At 62.0% G+C, this 22637-nt stretch carries 23 protein-coding genes, 1 pseudogene and 1 riboswitch; all 24 genes and pseudogenes read left to right on the top strand.

Annotated features, from left to right (window positions below):
* The first annotated feature begins 77 nt into the window (after positions 1-77).
* Positions 78-680, top strand: a complete 603-nt coding sequence (gene yihA, locus LDN04_RS02040) for a ribosome biogenesis GTP-binding protein YihA/YsxC (RefSeq protein ID WP_223905833.1) — start codon at positions 78-80, stop codon at positions 678-680.
* A gap of 91 nt (positions 681-771) precedes the next feature.
* Positions 772-953: riboswitch (cobalamin riboswitch) on the top strand.
* Positions 954-1031: 78 nt separating this feature from the next.
* Entirely contained in the window at positions 1032-1553 is a 522-nt protein-coding gene (cobU, locus tag LDN04_RS02035) for a bifunctional adenosylcobinamide kinase/adenosylcobinamide-phosphate guanylyltransferase (RefSeq protein ID WP_223905831.1), read from the top strand.
* Between the two features lie 44 nt (positions 1554-1597).
* Positions 1598-2659 carry a nicotinate-nucleotide--dimethylbenzimidazole phosphoribosyltransferase gene (cobT, locus tag LDN04_RS02030; protein ID WP_223905830.1) on the top strand — a complete coding sequence of 354 codons (1062 nt, stop codon included), beginning with the start codon at positions 1598-1600 and terminating at the stop codon, positions 2657-2659.
* A gap of 88 nt (positions 2660-2747) precedes the next feature.
* Positions 2748-3485 carry an adenosylcobinamide-GDP ribazoletransferase gene (gene cobS / locus LDN04_RS02025; protein ID WP_223905828.1) on the top strand — a complete coding sequence of 246 codons (738 nt, stop codon included), beginning with the start codon at positions 2748-2750 and terminating at the stop codon, positions 3483-3485.
* Positions 3486-3498: 13 nt separating this feature from the next.
* Positions 3499-4101 (top strand): alpha-ribazole phosphatase, encoded by a 603-nt coding sequence (cobC, locus tag LDN04_RS02020; RefSeq protein WP_223905827.1) that lies wholly within the window; start codon positions 3499-3501, stop codon positions 4099-4101.
* Between the two features lie 83 nt (positions 4102-4184).
* Entirely contained in the window at positions 4185-5603 is a 1419-nt protein-coding gene (locus tag LDN04_RS02015) for a cobyrinate a,c-diamide synthase (protein ID WP_223905825.1), read from the top strand.
* 139 nt (positions 5604-5742) lie between these two features.
* Positions 5743-7050 carry a phosphomethylpyrimidine synthase ThiC gene (gene thiC, locus LDN04_RS02010; protein WP_223905824.1) on the top strand — a complete coding sequence of 436 codons (1308 nt, stop codon included), beginning with the start codon at positions 5743-5745 and terminating at the stop codon, positions 7048-7050.
* 125 nt (positions 7051-7175) lie between these two features.
* On the top strand, positions 7176-7859 hold the full coding sequence (locus LDN04_RS02005; RefSeq protein WP_223913320.1) for an energy-coupling factor ABC transporter permease: 684 nt from the start codon (positions 7176-7178) through the stop codon (positions 7857-7859).
* Positions 7860-7956: 97 nt separating this feature from the next.
* A pseudogene (locus LDN04_RS02000) lies at positions 7957-8172 on the top strand (hypothetical protein); the annotation flags it as partial.
* 4 nt (positions 8173-8176) lie between these two features.
* The gene (gene cbiQ, locus LDN04_RS01995) at positions 8177-8932 is read left to right on the top strand and encodes a cobalt ECF transporter T component CbiQ (RefSeq protein ID WP_223905822.1); all 756 of its coding nucleotides are present in this window, start codon (positions 8177-8179) and stop codon (positions 8930-8932) included.
* Positions 8920-9765, top strand: a complete 846-nt coding sequence (locus tag LDN04_RS01990; RefSeq protein WP_223905820.1) for an energy-coupling factor ABC transporter ATP-binding protein — start codon at positions 8920-8922, stop codon at positions 9763-9765. Before cbiQ ends, LDN04_RS01990 begins: the two co-directional genes overlap by 13 nt.
* Positions 9766-9798: 33 nt before the next feature.
* Positions 9799-10182, top strand: a complete 384-nt coding sequence (locus LDN04_RS01985) for a sirohydrochlorin chelatase (RefSeq protein ID WP_223905818.1) — start codon at positions 9799-9801, stop codon at positions 10180-10182.
* Positions 10182-10829, top strand: coding sequence for a precorrin-8X methylmutase (locus LDN04_RS01980; protein ID WP_223905816.1), 648 nt, complete (start codon positions 10182-10184; stop codon positions 10827-10829). The genes LDN04_RS01985 and LDN04_RS01980 overlap by 1 nt, the downstream gene beginning before the upstream one ends.
* An 82-nt stretch (positions 10830-10911) precedes the next feature.
* Positions 10912-11454, top strand: a complete 543-nt coding sequence (locus LDN04_RS01975; RefSeq protein ID WP_223905814.1) for a pyridoxamine 5'-phosphate oxidase family protein — start codon at positions 10912-10914, stop codon at positions 11452-11454.
* 44 nt (positions 11455-11498) lie between these two features.
* Entirely contained in the window at positions 11499-12611 is a 1113-nt protein-coding gene (locus LDN04_RS01970) for a cobalt-precorrin-5B (C(1))-methyltransferase (RefSeq protein WP_223905812.1), read from the top strand.
* Positions 12612-12789: 178 nt separating this feature from the next.
* The gene (gene cbiE, locus LDN04_RS01965; RefSeq protein ID WP_223905810.1) at positions 12790-14007 is read left to right on the top strand and encodes a precorrin-6y C5,15-methyltransferase (decarboxylating) subunit CbiE; all 1218 of its coding nucleotides are present in this window, start codon (positions 12790-12792) and stop codon (positions 14005-14007) included.
* Positions 14008-14157: 150 nt separating this feature from the next.
* A complete protein-coding gene (gene cobI, locus LDN04_RS01960; protein ID WP_223905808.1) occupies positions 14158-14880 on the top strand; it encodes a precorrin-2 C(20)-methyltransferase in 723 nt (240 codons plus the stop codon).
* A gap of 22 nt (positions 14881-14902) precedes the next feature.
* Positions 14903-15685 (top strand): precorrin-4 C(11)-methyltransferase, encoded by a 783-nt coding sequence (cobM, locus tag LDN04_RS01955; protein ID WP_374045124.1) that lies wholly within the window; start codon positions 14903-14905, stop codon positions 15683-15685.
* A 29-nt stretch (positions 15686-15714) separates the two neighbouring features.
* Entirely contained in the window at positions 15715-16488 is a 774-nt protein-coding gene (locus LDN04_RS01950; protein ID WP_223905804.1) for a hypothetical protein, read from the top strand.
* 112 nt (positions 16489-16600) lie between these two features.
* Positions 16601-17653, top strand: a complete 1053-nt coding sequence (locus LDN04_RS01945) for a cobalt-precorrin 5A hydrolase (RefSeq protein WP_223905802.1) — start codon at positions 16601-16603, stop codon at positions 17651-17653.
* The gene (locus LDN04_RS01940) at positions 17650-18078 is read left to right on the top strand and encodes a GxxExxY protein (RefSeq protein WP_223905800.1); all 429 of its coding nucleotides are present in this window, start codon (positions 17650-17652) and stop codon (positions 18076-18078) included. The genes LDN04_RS01945 and LDN04_RS01940 overlap by 4 nt, the downstream gene beginning before the upstream one ends.
* 39 nt (positions 18079-18117) lie before the next feature.
* On the top strand, positions 18118-20505 hold the full coding sequence (locus LDN04_RS01935) for a cobyric acid synthase (RefSeq protein WP_223905798.1): 2388 nt from the start codon (positions 18118-18120) through the stop codon (positions 20503-20505).
* 5 nt (positions 20506-20510) lie between these two features.
* Positions 20511-21467: an adenosylcobinamide-phosphate synthase CbiB gene (gene cbiB / locus LDN04_RS01930; RefSeq protein ID WP_223905796.1), complete on the top strand. Its 957-nt coding sequence runs from the start codon at positions 20511-20513 to the stop codon at positions 21465-21467.
* A gap of 14 nt (positions 21468-21481) precedes the next feature.
* Positions 21482-22561, top strand: a complete 1080-nt coding sequence (gene cobD / locus LDN04_RS01925) for a threonine-phosphate decarboxylase CobD (protein ID WP_223905794.1) — start codon at positions 21482-21484, stop codon at positions 22559-22561.
* Positions 22562-22637 lie beyond the last annotated feature (76 nt).

Here is a 22637-nt window from a genome sequence, read left to right as displayed (position 1 = left end):
AAAGAGGTTTTTTTCACATTGCCAGGCGCCTCCCCGCGGTCTATACTACCCGCTCATTTCGCTGAACGGGGAACACCGTGCTCGTCAAAACCACCGAATTCATAACCAGCGCCACCAAACCTGCCCACTACCCGTCGGGGGAACTGCCGGAGATCGCGTTTGCCGGTCGCTCCAACGTGGGGAAATCATCCCTCATCAACGTGCTTCTGAATCGGAAGAACCTGGTCCGGACCAGTTCCACGCCGGGGCGTACCCAGCTTATCAACTTTTTCGGGGTCAATGGCGCGTTCATGCTCGTCGACCTGCCAGGGTACGGCTTTGCCAAGGTTCCCCTGGCGGTGAAGAAGCAGTGGGGCCCGATGATGGAGACCTACCTCTCCAGCCGGGACAACCTTCGGGTGGTGGTGCTGATTCTCGATATCCGCCGGGTACCGACTGCCGAGGACCGGCAGATGCTGGAATGGCTTCGTGCCTACAGCGTTCCCCCCTTGTTGGTCGTGACCAAGTGCGACAAGGTCTCCAAGAACGAGCGGGCTCGCCAGGCGGCCCTCATCGCCCGCACTCTGGAGGTGGAGAAGGAGGAGCTGCACTTTTTCTCCGCTCTCTCAAAAGAGGGTAAGGACGCCATCTGGGTGGCGATCGAACGACTCCTGGCAGTGAGCCGTGATGATGAGGAATGATCAACCATATTCTGTTTGACTTTACCCCGGCACTCTGCTAGAAATTTTCCTACAATTGAATAGCATTACCCATGGGTAACGTCAGATGGCGTTGCTCGTGATTCGATCTGGTGCTCTGAAAAGAGATAATAGGGAAGGGGGTGCGAATCCCCCACTGTCCCGCAACTGTGAACGGTGATGAACGCCGCACGACGCCACTGAGTTTTATCGGGAAGGCGCGGCTAGTAAAGTGACCCGTAAGTCAGGAAACCTGCCAGGTTGAACCCAGTACGCAACCTCCGAAGGAGAGGGGCCGGGCAGACCAGTACCTGTTGACACCCCCTTTCCCTTACGGAAGCGGGGTGTTTTTTTATGGCAAAATTGACCTTCATCACCGGCGGAGCCCGGAGCGGCAAGAGCCGCCTGGCGGAAAGCCTCTCCGTGGCCTATGGAGAGCCACTCGGCTACCTCGCTACCGGCCATGCCGGCGACGGAGAGATGGCGGAGCGGATCGCCCGGCACCAGGCAAGGCGCGGTGCACAGTGGCAGACCATGGAGGAACCGCTGGACCTGACGGGGGTGCTGACGGGGCACGACGGCTACTTCCGGGCGGTACTCGTGGACTGTGTCACCCTCTGGCTGACCAACCTCCTCCTTACCCACGACGACCCGGCCCGGGTGATGGATGAGGTCAGAAGCCTCGCCGCCCTCCTCCCGACTCTCCAGACCCCGGTTATCCTCGTTTCCAGTGAGGTGGGGATGGGGATCGTCCCGGAAAACCGCCTGGCCCGCACCTTCCGCGACCTGGCGGGAGAAGCGAACGAACTACTGGCGGCGGCGGCGGATGAGGTGTATGTCACGTTCTCCGGGTTGCCGTTGAAACTGAAAGGCTGAAATCGTGAGTGTTGCTTTATTCTGTGATTGATAAGGAGTTTGTTATGAGCTTGTTGACTGAAACCCTTGCCGCCATCAGGCCTGTCGATGCCGCCCTTCTCCAGGAGGCGCAGCGTCGGCTGGACAACAAGACCAAACCCCTCGGCTCCCTGGGGCGGCTGGAGGAGTTTGCCCGCCGTTTTGCCGCCATCAGCGGTAATCTGGAGCCTGATACGGCGAAGAAGGTTATCTACACCTTTGCCGGTGACCATGGGGTGGTGGAGGAGGGAGTGTCGGCCTTTCCGAAGGAGGTGACTCCCCAGATGGTCCTCAACTTCCTCAACGGGGGTGCGGGGGTCAATGTCCTGGCCCGCCATGCAGGAGTCGAGGTCCGGGTGGTGGATATCGGGGTCGATTATGACTTCGGGCCGGCGCCGGGGTTGCTGGTCCGCAAGGTGGCCCGCGGGACCCGGAACTTTGCCAAGGGACCGGCCATGACCCGTGATGAGGCGGTGGCCGCCCTGGAGGTGGGGATCGAACTGGCCGGTCAGGCGAAGCGGGACGGTGTTGCCATGCTTGGCACGGGCGAGATGGGGATCGGCAATACCACCCCTTCTTCGGCCATTATTGCCATCCTTTCGGGGAAATCGGTGGAAGAGGTGACCCACCGCGGTACCGGGATCGGCGACCGGGCTCTGGAAAACAAGGTCCGTGTCATCAAGGCGGGGGTGGCGCTGAATCAACCCGATCCGGCCGATCCCCTCGACGTGCTTGCCAAGGTGGGAGGGTTGGAGATCGCCGGCATCGCAGGGCTCGTCCTTGGCGCTGCCGCCAACCGGGTGCCGGTGGTGGTGGACGGTTTCATCTCAACGGCCGGGGCGCTCATCGCCTGCGAAATGAACCCCCATGTGCGGGAGTACATCTTCGCTGCCCACGAGTCAGTGGAGATCGGTCATCGCTTCATGCTGGAGCGGATCGGTGCCGCTCCGATCCTCGACCTCCAGTTCCGCCTTGGCGAAGGGACCGGCGCTGCGCTCGCCATGGGGCTCATCGAGGCGGGGGTGAAGGTGTTGAAGGAGATGGCCACGTTCGAGCAGGCGGGGGTAAGTGATGAAGTTTTGAGATAAACTCAAAAGCCGTAAAACCGGGATCCGGGATCCGGGACCCGGAAAACCGATTGCCGAATAACGAGTCCCGAGTCCCGAGTCCCGATTTATGCGCCTTTATGTCATCGCACTCCAGTTTCTTACCATCATCCCCCTCCCTTTCACAGTTCGCTGCGAAGAGGAGGATATGGGGCGTTCCATGGCCCTCTTCCCAGTGGTGGGGCTGACCATAGGTCTCTTTCTGGCCGGACTCGACTACCTGCTCGGGTTCGTCTTCCCCCGGCCGGTGACCGACCTGCTGCTCATCACCGCCCTGGCGGCTGTCACGGGAGCGCTCCATCTGGACGGCCTGGCGGATGTCTTTGACGGTCTTGCAGCCCGGGGGGGGAAGGAGCGGTTCCTGGCAGTGATGAAGGACTCACGCACCGGTGCGGTGGGGGTGGTGGCTCTGGTGCTGGGACTCCTTCTCAAGTACCAGGCGCTCCTCCATGTTCCGCCGGACCAGAAGCGGGCGGCGCTCCTCTTCTTTCCCATGGTAGCCCGCATGGCCCAGGTGCAGATGACGGTCGGCGCATTGAGGGCCAGAGCTGACGGTCTCGGCGCGACATTCGTCGGCGGAGCCGGGGCGGTCCAGTTCGCCGTCGCCTACATCGTCACCCTTTCCGCGGCGTTTCTCCTCCTGGGGGTGCCGGGAATATACTGCTGCATCATCCTCTACTCCCTCACCTGGGGGCTCAAGGCCTGGTTCCACCGACGACTCGGCGGGATCACGGGGGACATCATCGGTTGCGCCAGCGAGCTGAACGAGATTGCCGCGCTCCTGGCAATCCTGGCGCTGGTAAAATAGCAAGGAACAGTTTATGACACCGAAAACCAGAATCTATCTCATCCGCCACGGCGAGGTGGTGGGAGCGGGAATCCCCCGCTACAACGGCCATGCCGACGTGGGGCTCACCGAGCGGGGCGTGGCCCAGTACCACGAACTGAAGGGGCGCTTCGACGGGGCGCGGATCGCCGCCTGCTACACGAGCGACCTGACGCGCTGTACGACCGGTGCCGGCATCCTCGGTGGTCATTTCGGCGTTGAGCCGGTGCGGGAGACGAACCTTCGGGAACTGAACATCGGCATCTGGGAAGGGATGACCTGGCAGGAGCTGATGGCCACCTATCCGGTTGAGTGGCAGGCGCGCCTGGACGACATCGTCCACTACCGCGTGACGGAGGGGGAGAACCTGCTCGACCTGGAGAGCCGGGTCATGCCGGTCATCGACGGCATCGTCGAGCGGCACCGGGGTGAAGAGGTGCTTGTGGTGGGGCATGGCGGGGTGAACCGGGTGATCCTCCTCAACGCCATCGGGGCGCCGCTGTCGGCGCTCTTCAATATCGAGCAGAACTACGCCTGTCTCAATATCATCGATTATTATGGGGACGGCAAGACAGTCGTGAAGCTGTTGAATGGATGAAACGCGCCTTGACCTTGCGAAAAAATCGCGTTTCACGTAGTGACAGGATCTCTGCCAGGCGGGTCACTTAAGGAACAAAAGTTATGAAATCCATCATCATCGCCGCCCCCATGAGCGGGTCGGGCAAGACCACCGTCACCCTCGGTATCATGGAGTGCCTGAAGCGACGCGGGCTGAAGGTCGCTCCGTTCAAGGTGGGTCCCGACTACATCGATCCCGGCTATCATCGGCTCGTGACCGGCCGTCCCTCCATCAACCTGGACGGCTGGATGTGCCCGCCCGACTTCGTGCGTGAGACGTTTCTCCATCATGCCTCCGGCGCGGACATCGCCGTCATCGAGGGGGTCATGGGGCTGTTCGACGGCGTGGGAGGGGTACGGGAAGAGGGGAGTACCTCCCAGGTGGCCAAGTTGACCGGTGCGCCGGTCATCCTGGTGGTGGATGCCCGTGGTCAGGCACGGAGTGTGGCGGCGCTGGTCAAGGGGTTTGCCGAATTCGACCCCCTGGTGCGGGTTGCCGGGGTGATCTTTAACAACGTGGCGAGCGAGAACCACGCCCGCATCCTGCGGGAGGCAGTGGAATCACTCGGTTCCGGCCCGAAGGTCGTCGGCTGGCTCCCCCGGGAAAGCCGGCTCGATATCCCGTCCCGCCACCTGGGGCTTCTGACCGCGGAGGAAAACCCCCTGCCGGATGAGTACCTGGACCATCTGGCGGCGGTCACCCGGCAGCATATCGACCTGGGGCTGATCTGGGCGATGGGGACATCCCCGGCCGCCGACCTGCCGCTCCCCTTCGTCACACCGCCGACAGCAGTTGAAGTGGGGACGCTTGTGCGGATAGCGGTGGCGAGGGACGAGGCGTTCTGCTTTGTCTACGAGGACAACTTGCGGCTGTTGCAGGAGGCGGGTGCCGAGATCGCGTTCTTTTCGCCGCTGCGGAACGAAGCACTCCCCGCCGCCATCGGGGGAATCTACCTCCCCGGCGGCTACCCGGAGGTCTTTGCCGACGCCCTGGCCGACAACATGGCCATGAAGGGGGCCATCCTCGAAGCCATTGCCGCCGGTACCCCGCTCTATGCCGAGTGCGGCGGGTTCATCTACCTGACGCGAGGCGTGGAGGACACCACCAGCGAGCCGGTATCGTTTCACGAACTGGCCGGGGTCTTTCCGGTCACCACCCGCATGCTGCCGCGCCGCAAGGCCCTCGGCTACCGGGAGATCGAGACGGTCGCCGATTCCATCATCGGCCCGGCGGGGACCGTCGCCCGTGGCCATGAGTTCCACTACTCGGAGATGGAGGAGATTCCTGCGGTCGCCGAGCGGCTCTACCGTGTCCGCAGGCAGGGGACCGACCTGGAGCCGGAAGGGTACCGTTTCAGGAACTGCCTCGCCTCCTACATCCATCTCCACTTCGGCAGCTCGCCGGGGATGGCGGCGGCGTTCGTGGAGAGCTGCAGGAAATTTAATCATTTGAACAGGGATATTCAGGATAATCAGGATTAAAGGCGAAGGCTGAATCAACCCGGAAGAACGAACAAAATGGTTGGGATCGAATCGAAAAACTCAGGCATTTGAAACAAATGAATTCCTATCCTGAATATCCTGATTATCCCTGTTAGTACGTACTTTTAAGGAGTTACGCATGAAAACCCAGATCGAACTGGCCCGCGAGGGGATCGTATCCACCCAGATGGCCACCGTAGCAAAAGACGAAGGGGTGACCACCGAGTATGTCCGGCAGATGGTTGCCGCGGGGAAGATCGTCATCCCCTGGAACCATGGCCGGAAACCACTGGCCGTGGGGATCGGCAAGGGGCTCAGGACCAAGGTGAATGCCTCCATCGGCACCTCATCCGACATCGTCGATTACGAGGCCGAGGTCAGGAAGGCAAAGGCTGCCCAGGAATCGGGGGCCGATACCCTCATGGAGCTCTCCGTGGGAGGGGACCTGGACCGGGTGCGGCGGGAGGTGATCGCCGCCGTGGACCTCCCCGTGGGGAACGTCCCCCTTTACCAGGCCTTCTGCGAGGCGGCCCGGAAATACGGCGATCCCAACAAGCTTGACGAGGAGATGCTCTTCGACCTGATCGAGCGGCAATGCGCCGACGGCATGGCGTTCATGGCGGTCCATTGCGGGATCAACCTCTACACCATTGAACGGCTCCGGAAGCAGGGGTACCGCTACGGCGGGCTGGTCTCCAAGGGTGGCGTCTCCATGGTCGCCTGGATGCTCGCCAATAATCGGGAAAACCCCCTCTACGAAAAGTTCGACCGGGTGACCTCCATCCTGAAGAAGTACGACACGGTCCTTTCCCTGGGGAACGGCCTGCGGGCCGGGGCGATCCACGACAGTTCGGACCGGGCCCAGATCCAGGAACTCCTCATCAACTGCGAGCTGGCGGAGATCGGCCGGGAGATGGGATGCCAGATGCTCGTGGAAGGTCCCGGCCATGTGCCGCTGGACGAGGTGGAGGGGAATATCCAGCTCCAGAAGCGGATGAGCGGCGGCGCCCCCTACTACATGCTCGGCCCCATCTCCACCGATGTCGCCCCCGGCTTCGACCACATCACCGCCGCCATCGGCGCGGCCCAGTCGAGCCGCTTCGGTGCCGACCTCATCTGCTACATCACCCCCGCCGAGCACCTGGCCCTCCCCAACGAGGAGGACGTCCGCCAGGGGGTGAAGGCGGCCAAGATCGCCGCCTACATCGGCGACATGAACAAGTACCCGGAGAAGGGGCGAGAGCGGGACCGTGAGATGTCCAAGGCGCGTCGCGACCTCAACTGGGAGAAACAGTTCGAACTCGCCCTCTATCCGGAGGACGCCCGCGCCATCCGCGCCAGCCGTACCCCCGAGGACGAAGCCACCTGCACCATGTGCGGAGATTTCTGTGCATCGCGGGGGGCGGGGAAGCTGTTTGCAGGGGATCTGCGGGGGGATAAGATTTAACATAAACGTATTTAACGATTTTCTCTGCGTTGCTCTGCGTCCTCTGCGGTAAAATTTGTTTTGAGGTTTTTGTGAAAAGACTTTTTGTCGTTATATTGTTGCTGGCTGCCTCCCCCGCCCATGCCATGCACATCTCCGAGGGGATTCTGCCGTTCAACTGGGCTGCTCTCTGGTTCGCGGTGGCGGTGCCGTTCGTGGCGCTGGGGATCAAACGACTGAACATGCTGGCGAAAGACGACCTCTCCTTCAAGCCGCTGGTGGGGTTGATGGCGGCGGTGGTGTTCATCATTTCCTGCATGCCGATCCCGGTTCCCACCGCCGGCACCTGCTCCCATCCCTGCGGCACGGGGATCGCGGCGATCCTGGTCGGCCCCTTCGTGAGCATCCTCATCAGCGGGGTGGCGCTCCTCATCCAGGCGCTCTTCCTCGCCCACGGCGGGCTTTCCACCTGGGGGGCGGACGTCGTCTCCATGGGGGTGGTCGGCTCCTTCATGGGGTGGTTCGTCTTCCGGGGACTCCGCACCATGGGAGCGAGCCTGGGGGTGGCGGGGTTCTTTGCCGGACTCCTTACGGACTGGGCCACCTATGCCACCACGTCGGTGGAGCTTGCTTCCGGTATTCGTGGCAGTGAGCCGTTCCTGCCGCTGTTTGTAAAAATCCTCGTTGCCTTCATCCCGACCCAGCTCCCCCTGGGGCTCCTGGAGGGGGCCATGACCGCCGGGATGGTGGTGCTGCTCTACAAAAAACGCCCCGACCTCCTCGTCAAGATGCGGGTCATCACGGAAAAGGAGCTGACAGCCCATGCCTGAACGGAAACGAAGATGGCGGATTTTTCTCCTCCATATCATCCTCCTCCCCACGGTGATGTATGTCTTCTATTTCTTCACCCTCGGCCCCAAGCCCTATACCGGCGTGGACGAGACTGTGGTGGAGAAGATCGCGAAGGAGCATGGCCGTGAGGCGCATAAACCGCTCATCGATCCTGGGGAAGGGGATCTGCTCCTCTTCGCCTTTCTCGTGGCAGGTGTCGTCGGGGGTTTTGCCGGCGGCTATTACTGGCGGATGCTGGTGAGCGAGAAGAAGGCCAAGGGCGGCCCCGGCGCCTCCGGGCCGCAGGAATAGTTGCATGCACCATTTTACCCGCCACCCCCAGAATGACGACCACCCGCTGACTCGCCTCGATGCACGGGTGAAGCTCCTCAGTGCCCTGACGCTCCTGGTGATGGTGATCAGCTGCCGGGGGATCGCCTTTCCCTTGCTGGTTGCCGGAGTATGCGGCGGAATCTGTCTCTCCCTCGGCGTCCGCCCCAGGGTGCTGGCGCTCCGCTTCGCCGAACCGCTCTTCATCGCCGGGATGGTGCTCCTTCTCAAGCTCTTCTTTGCCGGCACGGTGCCGCTCTTTTCCTTCACCATTGCCGGGTGGGAGGTGGTCGGCCACCGGGACGGGCTCATGGAAGGGGTCCGGATCGCCAGCCGGATCGCCGGTGCGGTAACGGTGGTGGCGGCGGTCGGCTTTACCACCCCCTTCACCGACCTGATGGGAGCCCTGGCATGGCTCCGGGTGCCGAAGGGGTTCATCGAGGTGGCGCTCTTTGCCTGGCGCTACCTGTTCGTCCTCCTGGACGACGCCCAGGTGGTCTATGCGGCCCAGAAGAACCGCCTCGGTTATGCCGGCTACCGGCGGGGGCTCCGCTCCTTCGGGACCCTGACGGGCGCTCTCGTCATCAAGGCCTTCGACAACAGCCAGAACATCACAACCGCCATGGTCCAGCGGGGCTACGACGGCACCATGCCGTTGCTGAAACACCGGCCGTTCCGGCTGGCTGAAGTTGTGGCGGCGCTTTTGGTGGTGGCCTGTATGGGGGCGCTGTGGCGGATTTAGCCCGACTTTCGGTTGATCTCGACGCATTCAGGTATCCCGACGGCACGGTGGCGTTGGCGGATATCCGTATTGACGTGAAACAGGGCGAATTCTGCGGCATTCTCGGCTCCAACGGCTCGGGGAAGACGACACTCCTGAAGATCATGGACGGCCTGATCAAGGAGTACTCCGGGCAGGTGCTGCTGGACGGTGAGGACGTGTGCCGGATCCATCCCCGCGACATCTACCGGAAGGTGGGGCTGGTGTTCCAGAACCCGGACGACCAACTCTTCGCCCACACGGTCTTCGAGGACGTGGCCTTCGGCCCGCGCAACATGGGGTTCGACGAGCCTGAGGTGAAGCGGCGCGTGGAGGGGGCGCTGGCGAGCGTGGAGATGGCCGAGTACGGGGGGAAGAACATCCATGCCCTCAGCTTCGGACAGAAGAAGCGGGTCTGCATCGCCGGCCTCCTGGCCATGGGACATGGGATCCTCCTCCTCGACGAGCCGACCGCCGGCCTCGACCCCATGGGGGAACACCGGATGCTGGAGCTGCTGACACATCTCAACCGGGAGGAGGGGGTGACCATTGTCATGGCGACCCACAGCGTCGACCTGGTGCCGCTGTTCCTCCATCGCCTCCATATATTGAGCCGCGGCCGGCTTGTCCGGGGAGGAACACCGGAAGAGGTGTTCACCGCTCCGGCCGACTTGGAGCAGGTGAAACTCCGTCTCCCCCACATTGCCGAGCTGATCCACAAGCTCACCCATGAGGACGGGCTCCCGTTCCAGCGCCTCCCCCTCACCGTCGGCGAGGCGCGGCGGGAGATTGTGGAGATGATCACGAAATCCTGAATATCTTGAAAATAAACGTAGTGTGAGGTCTTCATGAAAACAGCAATTCTGCTTATGGCCCACGGGAGCCGCATTCCCGAGGCGAATGATGCCGTACACGAGATCGCCGCCATGGTGAAAGAGATGACCGGCTATGACATCGTGGAGGTGTCGTTCCGGGAGCAGCATCTTCCCAACATCCAGCAGGGAATCGACGCCTGCGTGGCGAAGGGGGCGAAGAGGGTAATCCTCATGCCGTACTTCCTCTTTATCGGTGCCCATGTCCAGGAGGACCTGCCGGAGGAGATGATCCGAGCCCGGGAGCGCTATCCTCGCGTGGAGTTTGCCATGGGGACACACCTGGGGGTGCACCGGAAGCTGGCCGAGGTGGTAGTGGAGCGGATTGCCGAATCTTTGACGGCGACGGGATGGCACTGATGTCGGTACATCTGCGGCCGGAGGAGATCGAAGCCCAATCGTTTGCCATGATCGATGCCGAGGTGGGGGCCCACCCCTGGTCGGCAGCCGAGTGGCCGGTGGTGCGCCGGGTGATCCACACGAGTGCCGATTTCGAGTATGCCCGCTCCATGGTCTTTTCCTCCACCGCCATTGCCGCAGGGGTTGCTGTTCTGCAAAGCGGGCGCGGCATCATCACCGACACGACCATGGCCCTGGCCGGCATTGCCAAGCCTCGCCTGGCCCGCTTTGGCTGCCAGGTTGCCTGCTTCGTGGCCGACCCGGCCGTGGTGGCAGCGGCCAAAGAACAGGGGATCACCCGCTCCATCCTTGCCATGCGGAAAGGGGTTGCGGACCGGAGAAACGGCATCTTCGTCATCGGCAACGCCCCGACGGCCCTGTTCGAGCTGATCCGGCTCATCCGGGAGGAGGGGGTACGCCCCGACCTCATCGTCGGCCTTCCTGTCGGGTTCGTCGGCGCGGCGGAGAGCAAGGCGGCCCTTGTGGAGTTGGAGCGGGGGTTTCCCGAGATTCCGTTCATAACCAACCGGGGGCGCAAGGGGGGGTCCAACGTGGCGGCGGCGGTGGTGAATGCGTTGCTGATACTTGCTGAAGATAAATCAACATAAAAAGCTATCTAGCAGGGATGTACAGGATATACAGGATCAAACCAAACCTAACAATCAATGCACAAATTCGCTGAGAGGTAGTATGCGTAAACAGAACAAGAAGATCACCGATTCGGCAATCATCATTGACCTTCTCAACGGCTGCCCCGTGGGGAGGCTCGGGACAGTGGGAGCGGATGGCTGGCCCATGGTGAAGCCGCTCAATTTCGCGTACCACGAGGGGCTGATTTATTTCCACTGCGCCCTGCAGGGGGAGAAACTGGACGACATCCGCCGCGACCCGCGGGTCTGTTTCCAGGTGGACTTTCCCATCGCCTACGTGAAGGGTTCTCCCGAGAACCCCTGCCGGGCCGAGTACCTCTACCGGAGCGTCATCATCCGGGGGCGGGCCGTTATAGTCGATGATCGTGGGGAGCAGATCGTCGCTCTCGACGCCCTCATGCGCAAGTACCAGCCGGAAGGCGGGTACGGCCCCTACCTGGAGGAGAAGCTTGCCCTGACCGGCATCGTCCGGATCGATATCGAGGACCTGTCGGGCAAGGAGGAACTGGGGAAGGATGAGGTGCGGGAGCGGGCGTTGCGGCTTATGGCCGAAGGGGCACCGCTACCGGTGGTATTGGATTGACATGACGTCTGATTCATCAGGCGAAGCACCAGAAAGTTTTTACTATGAGCAGAACAAAACTTCGCCATGGCTATACCACCGGCGCTTGCGCGGCGGCCGCCGCCAAGGGGGCGGCACAGATGCTCCGGGACCAGGCTCTCGTGGATGCGGTCGACCTCAATCTGCCGACCGGCGAAACGGCCCGGTTCACGCTCCATGGCCAGCAGTTGACGGATACCAGCGCCTCCTGCTATGTGGTCAAGGATGCGGGGGATGATCCGGACGTGACCCATGGCGCGGAGGTTCATGTGACCATCCGGGTGGCGTTTTTCACCCCGCACCGGATCGTCATCGAGGGGGGAGCCGGTATCGGCAGGGTGACCAAGCCCGGCCTGGCCGTACCGCCGGGAGAGTGGGCCATCAATCCCGTGCCGCGGAGGATGATCATGGAGGCTATCAAGGAAGTGCTGGCCATGCGCTGCATGCCGGCGACCCTGACGGCGACGGTCAGCATCCCCAACGGCGTGGAACTGGCGAAAAAGACCTTGAACGAGCGGCTCGGCATCGTGGGGGGGCTCTCCATCCTCGGCACCACCGGTATCGTCCGTCCCCTATCGGCAAAGGCCTGGACCGACACCATCGACACCGCCATCGACGTGGCCCTGGCGTGCGGCTGCCGGACGGTGGTGCTTTCCACGGGGCGGACCAGCGAGCTGGTGGCTCAAAAGGCCGGGATCCGGGATCCGGGATCCGAAACCGGTGAAGCAGTGGCAGGCAAAGTCCTCGCGGAGGAAGCTTTCGTGATGATGGGGGACCATGTGGGGCATGCCCTGCGGGCCTGCGTCCGAAAGGGGGTGGAACGGGTCGTCATCGCCGGTCAGTTCGCCAAGCTCCTGAAGGTTGCCTGTGGCCATGAGCAGACCCACGTCAGCTCGTCGGAATTGGATCTGCGGACGCTGGCGGAATGGTTGGAACTCGAGACTCGAAACCCACAACTCAAAACTGTCGTTGCAGAAGCCAACACCGCCCGCCACGTGCTGGAAGCTTCCGGGAACGATCCGGCGCTCGTGAAACTGGTTTGCGACAGGGTACGACAGTTTGCCGGCAAGGTGGCGCCCGGGGCCGACGTGAAAGTTTTATTGGCAGGGTATAACGCAGAAGTGCTATATTTCGGGTAAAATTAGAGCTGTTTGCATTTATTGCATGAACTGAAACTGAACTAAAACGAGCAATTTTTCGCAAGATCAAGGCTGTCGAGGGATTACGCGGAGGCGTAGCAGCGCTACGCCGCACAAGTGATCCAGAAGACTTACGCAGATATTGTGAAAAAGTGTTCGTTTTATAGGAGGGGGTCACATGCCTCAGCAGAAGGTTTACTTGGTCGGTGCCGGCATCGCGGGATGGGAAGGGTTCGGCGCCAAGGCGCTGGAGGTGATCAACAAGGCCGACGTGCTCATCGGTCACCAGCGGCACCTGGACATTTTCCCCGACTTTGCAGGGGAGAAACAGGTGCTCGGCGACCTCTCCCTCATGCTCGACTTCCTCAAGAAAACGGAGAAGCGGGTGGTGGTGCTCGGCTCCGGTGACCCCAACTTCTTCGGGGTGGGGCGGTTTCTGCTGCGTAACCTCTCCAAAGAGCGAATCGAGATATTTCCCAATGTAACGAGCATCCAGTATGCCTTCGCCCGGATCAAGGAACCGTGGGACGACGCCATCTTCGTCTCCGTCCACGGCCGGGGACTGAAGGGGGCCATCGACCGGATCATCGCCGCGGAGAAGGTGGCAATCCTCACCGACGAAACCAATTCGCCGGCCGCCATAGCCCGGGAGCTGATCGCCCGGGGAGCCGAGGGATACGATGCCTGGCTCTGCGAGGACCTGGGAATGGCGGGGGAAAAATTCACCAAGACCGATGTCAAGGGGCTGGTGGATATTCCCGCCTCGGCGCTCAATATCCTCATCCTCATCAAGGCGTGGGAGCCGTCACTGACCCAGTATCCCCTCATCGGCATTGACGACGAGGAGTTCGCCACCGCCAAGAAGCTCATCACCAAGCAGGAGGTGCGGGCGGTCACCCTGGGGAAACTGCAGCTGCAGGACGACCTGGTGATGTGGGACATCGGCGCGGGGAGCGGCTCGGTCTCCATCGAGGCGTCCAACCTCCTCCCCAACGGCCGGATATTCGCCTTGGAGAAGAATCCCCAGTATCTCGCCTTCATCCGCGACAACCTGAAGAAGTTCGTCGCCCGCAACGTCATGCTCATCGAGACCTATGCACCGGAGGGTCTGGACGACCTCCCCGATCCGGACCGGATATTCATCGGCGGCTCCGGCGGCATGCTGGAAGAGATCATCGACGCGGTAAGCCGGCGGTTGAAGCCTGAGGGTAGGATCGTCCTCAACGCCGTCACCCTGGATACCCTCACCAAGGCGGTGGAGTTCCTGGAGGACCACGGCTACACCGTGGAGGTCACCTGCGTCAACATCGCCAAGACCCGGGGGCTCACCGAGTACAAGATGTTCGAGGCGCATAATCCCGTCTATATTGTCGCCGCCTGGAAAGGGGAAGAGTAGGCGAATCCGCCTTCACGCGGATAGCTGCGTTGGCTGCGTCGGGACTCTCCTCGACGTACCTCCAGTACGCCTGCGTCGGTCCCTCGTTGCCGCCTTGCTCTCCACGCGAAATCGAATTCGCTGTAATGTTGATATATGAGAATGGATTCCATGTCTTCTGCAAACAATCGTCCTGCTAAAATCTACGCCGTCGGTGTCGGCCCCGGCGACCCGGAACTCCTGACCCGCAAGGCCGAGCGGATCATCCGGCAGGTGCCGGTCATCTGCACCCCCACCGGCGCTGCTGATGCGGCCAGTTACGCCCTCTCCATCGTCGAGGAGTTTCTCGACCGCTCCCGCCAGGAGATCCTCGTCCAGGTCTTTCCCATGCGAAAGGACCCGGCCGACCTGGAGTCGTTCTGGCAGGAGGCCGCCGCCCAAGTGGTCGAACGGGTCCGGCAGGGACTCGACGTGGCCTTCATCACCATTGGCGACCCGTTCCTCTACTCCACCTTTCTCTACCTCTACCGCATCTTCCGCGAGCAATACCCCGAGATTCCCATCGAGGTGGTCCCCGGCATCTCCAGCGTGGGTGCCGCCGCCGTCGCCGCTGGTCTTCCCTTGGGGATGGCTGGCGAGCGGATCGCCATCCTTCCCGCCACCTTCGAGACGGAGAAGCTCCTCAAGACCCTCATCGATTTCGACACCGTGGTCTTCATGAAGGTGCACCGGGTCTTCGACCAGGTCTACGGGATGCTCAAGGCCCTAGGGCTGGAGAAGAAGGGGGTCTTCATCCGGCGGGTTGGGTCGAGCGATGAAGAGGTAATCTTCGACCTGGCGTCGCTGGTGGGGCAGAAGCTGGATTACCTGTCGCTCTTGATCGTGCGGAAATAGTGAGGTTTTCCCCGTGTCATCTGTGAACGAAACTATCGTTGCATTTGTCGGCGCCGGCCCGGGCGATGCCGAGCTTATCACCGTGAAGGGAGCCCGGCTCCTGAGCCAGGCCGACGTGGTGGTCTATGCCGGGAGTCTGGTGGACCGGGAACTGGTCCGAACCTATGCGCCCGATGCGCAGGTATACGACTCTGCCGTGATGACCCTGGAGGAGACGACCGTCGTGCTTGCCCAGGCGGCGGCGGACGGTAGACGCGCCGTGCGACTCCATACGGGAGATCCCTCCATCTACGGTGCCATCCAGGAGCAGATGGCGGAACTGGACGAACTGGGGATCGGCTACGAGGTCGTGCCGGGTGTCACGAGCGCCTTTGCGGCGGCGGCGGCCCTGAAACAGGAACTGACCCTTCCCGAGGTCTCCCAGACGGTCATCATCACCCGCCTGGCGGGGAAGACCCCGGTCCCCGAGCGGGAGCAGTTGCGGGAACTTGCCCGGAGCGGCGCAACCATGGTGATCTACCTCTCCGTCGCCATGATCGACCAGGTGGTGGCGGAACTGCTGGCAGGGGCCTACACCCCGGAGACCCCGGTGGCGGTCGTCGCCAGGGCCAGTTGGTCCGACGAGCAGGTGGTGGAGGGGACCCTTGCCGATATCGTGGCGAAGGTCCAGGCCGCCGGCATCGGCAAGCAGGCGCTCATCATCGTGGGGGACGTGCTGAAGGCGCGCCGGGAAGGTCTCAAAGCGAAGTCGCTCCTCTACGACAAGGGGTTCAGCCACGGGTTGCGGAAGGGTATTCTGTCGTAATTACGTGTAGGGAAATGGGTGATAACTAAATGAAAAGACAGCTTTCACTGTTTGTAGTTGTGGCCACAATCATGAGTTCGGTGCCGGCATGGGCTGTTCCGACCAGGATAGTGGTCAAGGTCAGGACCAAAGAAGCGAAGTTCCTTGGGACTAGCATGGGTGGGGCGCTCATTACCGTGAAGAACGTTGATACCGGAGAGCTGTTGGCCAAAGGAGTTACGGCGGGGACCACCGGCAATACGGACCGGATAATGGAAGAGTCCCATCAGCGGAATGTCCCTCTCTCCGATGAGAAAACCGCCAAATACACCGCGACGATCGACATTAATGAGCCGACACTCGTCGAGGTGAAGGCATTCGGCCCCTTGGCCCAACGCCAGTCTGCAAACACCATCACTCTTACCCAGTGGATCATCCCCGGCAAGGATATCGTCCAGGGGGATGGCCTGTTGATGGAGATGCCCGGATTCGCGGTGGACGTCATCGCTCCCCCTGCGCATACCAAGTATTCGACGAAACAGCTGCCGGTGAAGTTCGATGTTCAGGCAAATGTGATTATGATGTGCGGCTGTCCCGTTTCGGCTGATGGGTTGTGGGATGCCAACAGGTACGAGGTTACGGCGCTCATCACGCGTAACGGTAAACAGGTTGGCGAACTGCCGCTGAAATATGCCGGTAAACCGAGCCAGTTTGCCGCATCCATGGAGATAACGGAAGCGGGAGCCTACGAGATTGCGGTGTACGCATTCGATGCCGTCAATGGCAATACGGGAGTGGACAAGGGCACTGTTATTGTTGAATAACGATCGAGATGCCGGCGACCCTCGTGACTGACGGGTCATGGGTGTATGTTTCCAGGAGATGTCCGGTCGGCCAACGTGACGGGCCGTGCATCTGAATCAGGCGGATGCAGTTATGAAGATTGCCATCATCGCCATAACCCGTAACGGTGCCCGGCTCGGGACGCGTCTCAGGGACGGTTTCCCCGACGCCCGGCTGTTTGTCCTGCAGAAGTATGCGGGGCAGGCGGGGAAGGGGGCGCAGGGGTTCACCGAGCTGTCAGACTTGGTGCGGGCGCTCTGGCCGGAAACGGAAGGATTCGTCTTCATCATGGCCACCGGCATCGTCGTTCGGCTGGTGGCGCCGCTCCTGGCGGGGAAAGAGACGGACCCGGCAGTGGTGGTGATGGACGACGCGGGACGGTTCGCCATCTCCCTTCTTTCTGGCCACCTGGGTGGCGCCAACGAACTGGCCTGTCGCTGCGCCTTCATCACCGGTGCCCGGGAGGTGATCACCACCGCTACCGACGTCAACAACCTGCCGTCCTTCGACATGCTGGCCAAGGAGGAGGGGTGGGTGATCGACGACCTCTGCCGGGTCAAGACCCTCAATGCCCTGCTCCTGGACGGCGACGAGATCGCCGTGGTCGACCCGACGGAACGGGTCCGTTCCTATTGCCATGGCCGGGGAAAGCTCTCCTTTTTCGATACCTTCGTGGAAGCCCTCCAGAGCCCGGCCAAGGGGTACCTCTTCGTCACCAATCGTCATCTGCCGGTCCAGCTCCAGTCGGAACGCCTGCTGGTGCTCAGGCCCCAGAACCTGGTGCTCGGGATCGGCTGCAACAGCGGCACGACTGCCGACGAGATTGAGGCTGTGGTGCTGGCGAACCTGAAAAGGCTTTTCCTGGCCATCAGGAGCGTAAAATGCGTTGCCACGGCCATTGCCAAGCGGGACGAGCCGGGACTGGCCTCCTTTGCCGGCAAGTATGGACTGACCCTCGTCTGTTACGAGAGCGAGGAGTTGAACGGCGTCCCGGTCCCATCTCCTCCGTCCCTCCATGCCCAGGCAGCTATCGGTGCAATCGGCGTGGCCGAACCGGCGGCGGTTCTGGCGTCGGGAGGGGGAACCCTGCTGTTGAAGAAGGTGAAGAGCGGGAACGTTACCCTGGCGGTAGCGGAAATGGCATGAAGCAAATTAACAGGGATATTCAGGATAATCAGGATGGAAGGCACGATCCTATGCTCTATGAAGATTTGACCAAAAGCATTCTTGGAGCCTGTTTTGAAGTTATGAATGAACTTGGAGCGGGATTTCTTGAATCTGTCTATGAAAAAGCCTTGATGATAGCACTCCGTGACAGAGGGCTCGCAGTTCAATCTCAAGTGCCACTTTCGGTTTTATTCCGCGGCGAAAAAGTTGGCGAATTCTTCGCAGATATTTTTGTCGAAGGAAAAGTAATTGTGGAGTTAAAGGCTGCCAAATCCCTTGCTTCAGAACACCAGGCCCAGCTCATCAACTATCTCAATGCTACCGGTAAAGAAGTTGGTCTTCTCGTTAATTTCGGCCCGACAAAGCTGGAATACAGAAGATTAGAACGTAAGATTTTATCCTGATTATCCTGAATATCCCTGTAAATTGATTGAGGGTTTTTTATGTCCAAGTTATTCGTCGTCGGGACCGGCCCCGGCGATCTCAAGCATATGACATACGAGGCGCGTTCGGCGCTGGAGGCGGCGGAGGTGGTGGTCGGCTACAAGACCTACCTGGACCTCATCGCCCCTCTTCTCTGGGGTAAGGATGTGGTGTCGTCCGGCATGCGCGGCGAGGTGGAGCGTTGCCGCGAGGCGCTCCTCATAGCGTCGGAAGGGCGTGACGTTGCCCTGGTGTCCGGTGGTGATGCAGGGATCTACGGTATGGCCGGGCTGGTCCTGGAACTGGCCCGCGAACTGCAAAATCCGCCGGATGTCGTCATCGTCCCGGGGGTATCGGCGGTCCAGGCGGCTGCGGCGGTACTCGGCGCCCCCCTCATGCATGACTTCGCGGTGATTTCCCTCTCGGACCTGCTGACGTCGTGGGACGCCATCGAGCGCCGATTGGTGGCGGTGGCTGCAGCCGATTTCGTGGTTGCCCTCTACAACCCCCGCAGCAAGGGGCGGGTAACCCAGATCGAGGAGGCGCAACGGATCATGCTGACGGCCCGCCCTGCAACCACGCCGGTGGGGATTGTCCGCAATGCCCTGCGTGCGGGTGAAGAGAGGGTGGTTACCTCCCTGGGGGAGATGCTCGACCACGACATCGACATGTTCACCCTCGTCATCATCGGCAACTCCACCACCTTCGTGGATGACGGGGGGAGAATGATCACGCCGCGAGGGTATGATGCCGGGACTCGTGAATCGGGGCCCGTGAATCGGAAAAGGAGTGGAATACAAGTCCCGAGTCCTTCAGGCCCGTCGTCTGGGTCCGAGTCCCGAGTCCCGAATCACAGTAAGGCCCTGATGATCTGCGGCACCGGGTCGGACGTGGGGAAATCGGTACTGACCTCCGGTTTCTGCCGCATCCTGAAACGGCGCGGGCTCAATGTGGCGCCGTTCAAGTCCCAGAATATGGCCCTCAATTCGGCGGTGACGCCGGAAGGAGGGGAGATCGGCCGAGCCCAGGCGGTGCAGGCCGCCGCGTGTTGTCTCGCTCCCCATACCGACATGAACCCGGTGCTGTTGAAACCCAACTCCGACACGGGGAGCCAGGTCATCGTCCAGGGGAAGGTGGTCGGCACCATGTCGGTCCGTGAGTACAACACCTACAAGCCGAAGGCGTTCAGGAAGGTGGAAGAGAGCTACGCCCGGCTGGCGTCGGCCCATGACTTCGTCGTCATCGAGGGGGCGGGGAGCATCGCCGAGATCAACCTGAAGGCCCACGACATCGCCAACCTTCGGGTGGCGAAGATGGCCGGCTGTCCGGCCGTTCTGGTCGCCGACATCGACCGGGGGGGGGTGTTCGCCCAGATCGTCGGCACTTTGGAGTTGCTGGAGCCTGCGGAGCGGTCACTGGTCAAGGGGGTGGTCATCAACAAGTTCCGCGGCGACCCTTCACTTCTCACGTCGGGGATCGAGTTCGTGGAGCGGCGGACCGGCGTGCCGGTGCTCGGCGTGGTGCCGTACTTCACCGGTTTCCGCCTGCCGGAGGAGGACAGCGTTGCGCTGACACGGCGGAAGGCGGGGACCGGGGACCGGGGACCGGGGACCGGGAAAATCAACGTTGGCGTGGTGAAGCTGCCGCGCATCTCCAACTATACCGATTTCGACGCCCTGGAAGGGGAACCGGACGTGGCGCTCCGGTACATTGAAGAGCCCCACGACTTGACGGGACTCGACGTCCTCATCCTGCCGGGGAGCAAGTCGACGATCGCCGATCTCTTCTTCCTCATCGAGGGGGGGCTGTTCGGGGCGATACTGGCGTTCCCGGGGCAGATCGTCGGCATCTGCGGCGGCTACCAGATGCTCGGCAAGCATATCCTCGACCCGGTCGGCGTGGAGTCATCCATTGTCGAGGCGGACGGTCTGGGACTTCTCGACGCCACCACCACCATGCTCCCCGACAAGGAGACCCATCAGGTGGAGGCCCAGCTGCTGCAGGGGGGAGGCATGGTTGCTCCCAAGTGCAGGTCCGCGGAACTGAACGGCTACGAGATCCACATGGGTGAAACGCTGATCGGCGAAGGTTCACGGTCATTCGCCTTTATCTCCAGCCGGTCGGGCAATCCGGTGAAGGTGCGGGACGGTGCGGTCTCTCCCGACGGGCGGGTGTTCGGCACCTATCTGCACGGCATCTTCGACAATGCCCCGTTCCGCACCGCCTACCTGAACCGCATCCGGAAGGAAAAAGGGCTGCTGCTGCCGGTAACCGCAGGAGTGACGGACGACCCCTTCGACCTCCTGGCAGTGCATCTGGAGAAGCACCTGGACATGGAGCGGTTGCTGGCGATCTGCGGCCTGGGAAACACGGAAGATTCCCCTGGGGAATCCCCGGAATCCACGTGACCGGAATGTTCTCTGATACGCTGACGGTCGTCATTGCCGCTATTATACTCGATCTCCTCCTCGGTGACCCGCGCTGGTTCCCCCATCCGGTGGTGAGGATCGGGCGGCTCATCACGTTCCTGGAGCCGCGCCTGCGCCGGCTGATCCCTTCCGAATCCGTGGCAGGGATTTTCCTTCTCCTCATGACGGTCGGCATCACCTTTGGCCTTGCCCTGGCTGCCCTGCAGGGGGCCTATGCCCTGAACCCCGCCGCAGGCTTTGCCGTGGCGGTCGTTCTCGCCTGGAGCTGCCTCGCCGCCCGGTCGCTCCACCGTGAATCCCGGCTGGTGGCGGACGCCCTCGGGTGGGGAGACCTCGACGGGGCGCGACGTTCCCTCTCCTTCATCGTCGGTCGGGACACGGCGGCGCTGGAGGAGCCGGAAATCTGGCGGGGGGTGGTGGAGACCGTGGCGGAGAACACCTCCGACGGGGTGATCGCCCCCCTCTGCTGCCTCATGCTCGGTGGCCCTCCGCTGGCCCTGGCCTACAAGGCGGTCAACACCCTCGACTCCATGGTCGGCTACAAGAACGACCAGTACCTCCATTTCGGCCGGGCTTCGGCCCGGTTCGACGATCTGGTCAACTGGATTCCGGCCCGCCTGACCGGACTTCTCATGGTTGTGGCTGCCCCCCTCATCGGCCTCTCCGGCCGGGACGCCTGGCGCGTCATGCGCCGTGATGGCCGCAACCACAGCTCTCCCAACAGCGGCATTCCCGAGGCGGCGGCGGCCGGGGCGCTGGGGGTGCAACTGGGAGGGACGAACCAGTACTTTGGGAAACCGGTGGCGAAACCGACCATCGGCGAACCGGACAAGCCTCTCGACCTGGCCGCCTATCGAGGTGCCGTGCGGCTCATGTACGGTGCGCTCTTTATTCTGGTGGGGGTGTGGCTTGTTGTTCGCATGAGAGGAATGTTGTGGTGAAAGGTTCTGGAAGCATGTCCACTGACTTCGAGCATGGCGGCAATGTCTTTGCCGTTGCCCGTTCCCTGGGGGTTGCCCCGGAGGAGTTGTGCGATTTTTCCGCCAGCATCAATCCCCTCGGCATGGCGCCGGCGGTGCGGGAAGCGGTCATGGGTTCCTTCGACCGTCTGCTCCACTACCCGGACAGCGAGGCGGCGGAGCTTAGAGGCGCCCTGGCAGCGTTCCACGGAGTGGCCGATCAGAATATCTGCGTAACCAACGGTTCGACAGAACTGATCTACCTGGCCCCCCGGCTGGTGGAGGGTAAGCGGGGTCTGGTCGTCGCTCCTCCCTTTGCCGAGTACGCCAAGGCCCTGGCGCTGGCCGGCTGGTCCGTGGACTATCACGAGTTGCGCCCCGCGGACGGGTTCGCCCTCGATCCGGAGCGGCTGCGGGAGCAATTGGAGGGCGGGTACGATATCCTTTTCCTCGGCAACCCGGGGAATCCGACCGGCCGGCTGGTTTCCCGTGCCGAGGTGGGGGAGCTGCTGGATATTTGTCGTTCCGCCGGGACCTTCCTGGTCCTGGACGAGGCATTCATGGACTTCTGCGAGGAAGGGTCGGCGAAGGAACTGATGTGCCGGAACGACCGGGCCGTGATCTTCCGTTCCCTGACCAAATTCTATGCCCTTCCCGGATTGCGGCTCGGCTGCGCCATCGGTTCACCCAAGGTGATCGGCCGGCTGCAGGCGCTGCGTGGTCCCTGGAGCGTGAACGGCGTGGCCCAGGTGGCGGGACTCGCCTCCCTGGCCGATGGAGAATACCGTGCACGTACCCTCGCCTTTATCGCCGGGGAGCGGGAGTGGCTTCTGGCCGGCCTTGGCCGGATCGCCGGCCTGAAACCATACCCTTCCGCGGCCAACTACCTGCTCGTGGAGATCGTGCAGGGGCCGGTCGCCGGCGAATTGTGCCGGCTGCTCCTTGCAGAGCGCATTCTCCTGAGGAACTGCGCCAATTTTGCCGGGCTGGATGATCGTTTCTTCCGGGTGGCGGTACGGAACCGGGAAGAGAACGGACGGCTCCTCGCCGCCCTGGCCGCGGCACTGGCCACCTGACGGCAAAATTTCCTCTCCCTCCTTTGTCCTTGACATCCCGCCCAGGACCGGTATCATCTGGATGGAAACCATTTTT

The organism is Geobacter sp. AOG1, assembly GCF_019972315.1.
Taxonomy (GTDB): domain Bacteria; phylum Desulfobacterota; class Desulfuromonadia; order Geobacterales; family Geobacteraceae; genus Geomobilimonas.
This window is presented reverse-complemented; position numbering and strand designations above follow the sequence as displayed.

What these genes read in the sequence shown, in the direction of transcription:
- LDN04_RS01980 (WP_223905816.1), top strand. Translation starts at nt 10,182, where the DNA reads ATGTCGGTACATCTGCGGCCGGAGGAGATCGAAGCCCAATCGTTTGCC.
- cobD (WP_223905794.1), top strand. Translation starts at nt 21,482, where the DNA reads ATGTCCACTGACTTCGAGCATGGCGGCAATGTCTTTGCCGTTGCCCGT.
- LDN04_RS02015 (WP_223905825.1), top strand. Translation starts at nt 4,185, where the DNA reads ATGAAATCCATCATCATCGCCGCCCCCATGAGCGGGTCGGGCAAGACC.
- LDN04_RS02005 (WP_223913320.1), top strand. Translation starts at nt 7,176, where the DNA reads ATGCACATCTCCGAGGGGATTCTGCCGTTCAACTGGGCTGCTCTCTGG.
- LDN04_RS01970 (WP_223905812.1), top strand. Translation starts at nt 11,499, where the DNA reads ATGAGCAGAACAAAACTTCGCCATGGCTATACCACCGGCGCTTGCGCG.
- cbiE (WP_223905810.1), top strand. Translation starts at nt 12,790, where the DNA reads ATGCCTCAGCAGAAGGTTTACTTGGTCGGTGCCGGCATCGCGGGATGG.
- LDN04_RS01950 (WP_223905804.1), top strand. Translation starts at nt 15,715, where the DNA reads ATGAAAAGACAGCTTTCACTGTTTGTAGTTGTGGCCACAATCATGAGT.
- LDN04_RS01935 (WP_223905798.1), top strand. Translation starts at nt 18,118, where the DNA reads ATGTCCAAGTTATTCGTCGTCGGGACCGGCCCCGGCGATCTCAAGCAT.
- cbiB (WP_223905796.1), top strand. Translation starts at nt 20,511, where the DNA reads ATGTTCTCTGATACGCTGACGGTCGTCATTGCCGCTATTATACTCGAT.
- cobT (WP_223905830.1), top strand. Translation starts at nt 1,598, where the DNA reads ATGAGCTTGTTGACTGAAACCCTTGCCGCCATCAGGCCTGTCGATGCC.
- cobS (WP_223905828.1), top strand. Translation starts at nt 2,748, where the DNA reads ATGCGCCTTTATGTCATCGCACTCCAGTTTCTTACCATCATCCCCCTC.
- cbiQ (WP_223905822.1), top strand. Translation starts at nt 8,177, where the DNA reads ATGCACCATTTTACCCGCCACCCCCAGAATGACGACCACCCGCTGACT.
- LDN04_RS01940 (WP_223905800.1), top strand. Translation starts at nt 17,650, where the DNA reads ATGAAGCAAATTAACAGGGATATTCAGGATAATCAGGATGGAAGGCAC.
- cobU (WP_223905831.1), top strand. Translation starts at nt 1,032, where the DNA reads ATGGCAAAATTGACCTTCATCACCGGCGGAGCCCGGAGCGGCAAGAGC.
- LDN04_RS01975 (WP_223905814.1), top strand. Translation starts at nt 10,912, where the DNA reads ATGCGTAAACAGAACAAGAAGATCACCGATTCGGCAATCATCATTGAC.
- LDN04_RS01945 (WP_223905802.1), top strand. Translation starts at nt 16,601, where the DNA reads ATGAAGATTGCCATCATCGCCATAACCCGTAACGGTGCCCGGCTCGGG.
- cobI (WP_223905808.1), top strand. Translation starts at nt 14,158, where the DNA reads ATGTCTTCTGCAAACAATCGTCCTGCTAAAATCTACGCCGTCGGTGTC.
- LDN04_RS01985 (WP_223905818.1), top strand. Translation starts at nt 9,799, where the DNA reads ATGAAAACAGCAATTCTGCTTATGGCCCACGGGAGCCGCATTCCCGAG.
- cobC (WP_223905827.1), top strand. Translation starts at nt 3,499, where the DNA reads ATGACACCGAAAACCAGAATCTATCTCATCCGCCACGGCGAGGTGGTG.
- thiC (WP_223905824.1), top strand. Translation starts at nt 5,743, where the DNA reads ATGAAAACCCAGATCGAACTGGCCCGCGAGGGGATCGTATCCACCCAG.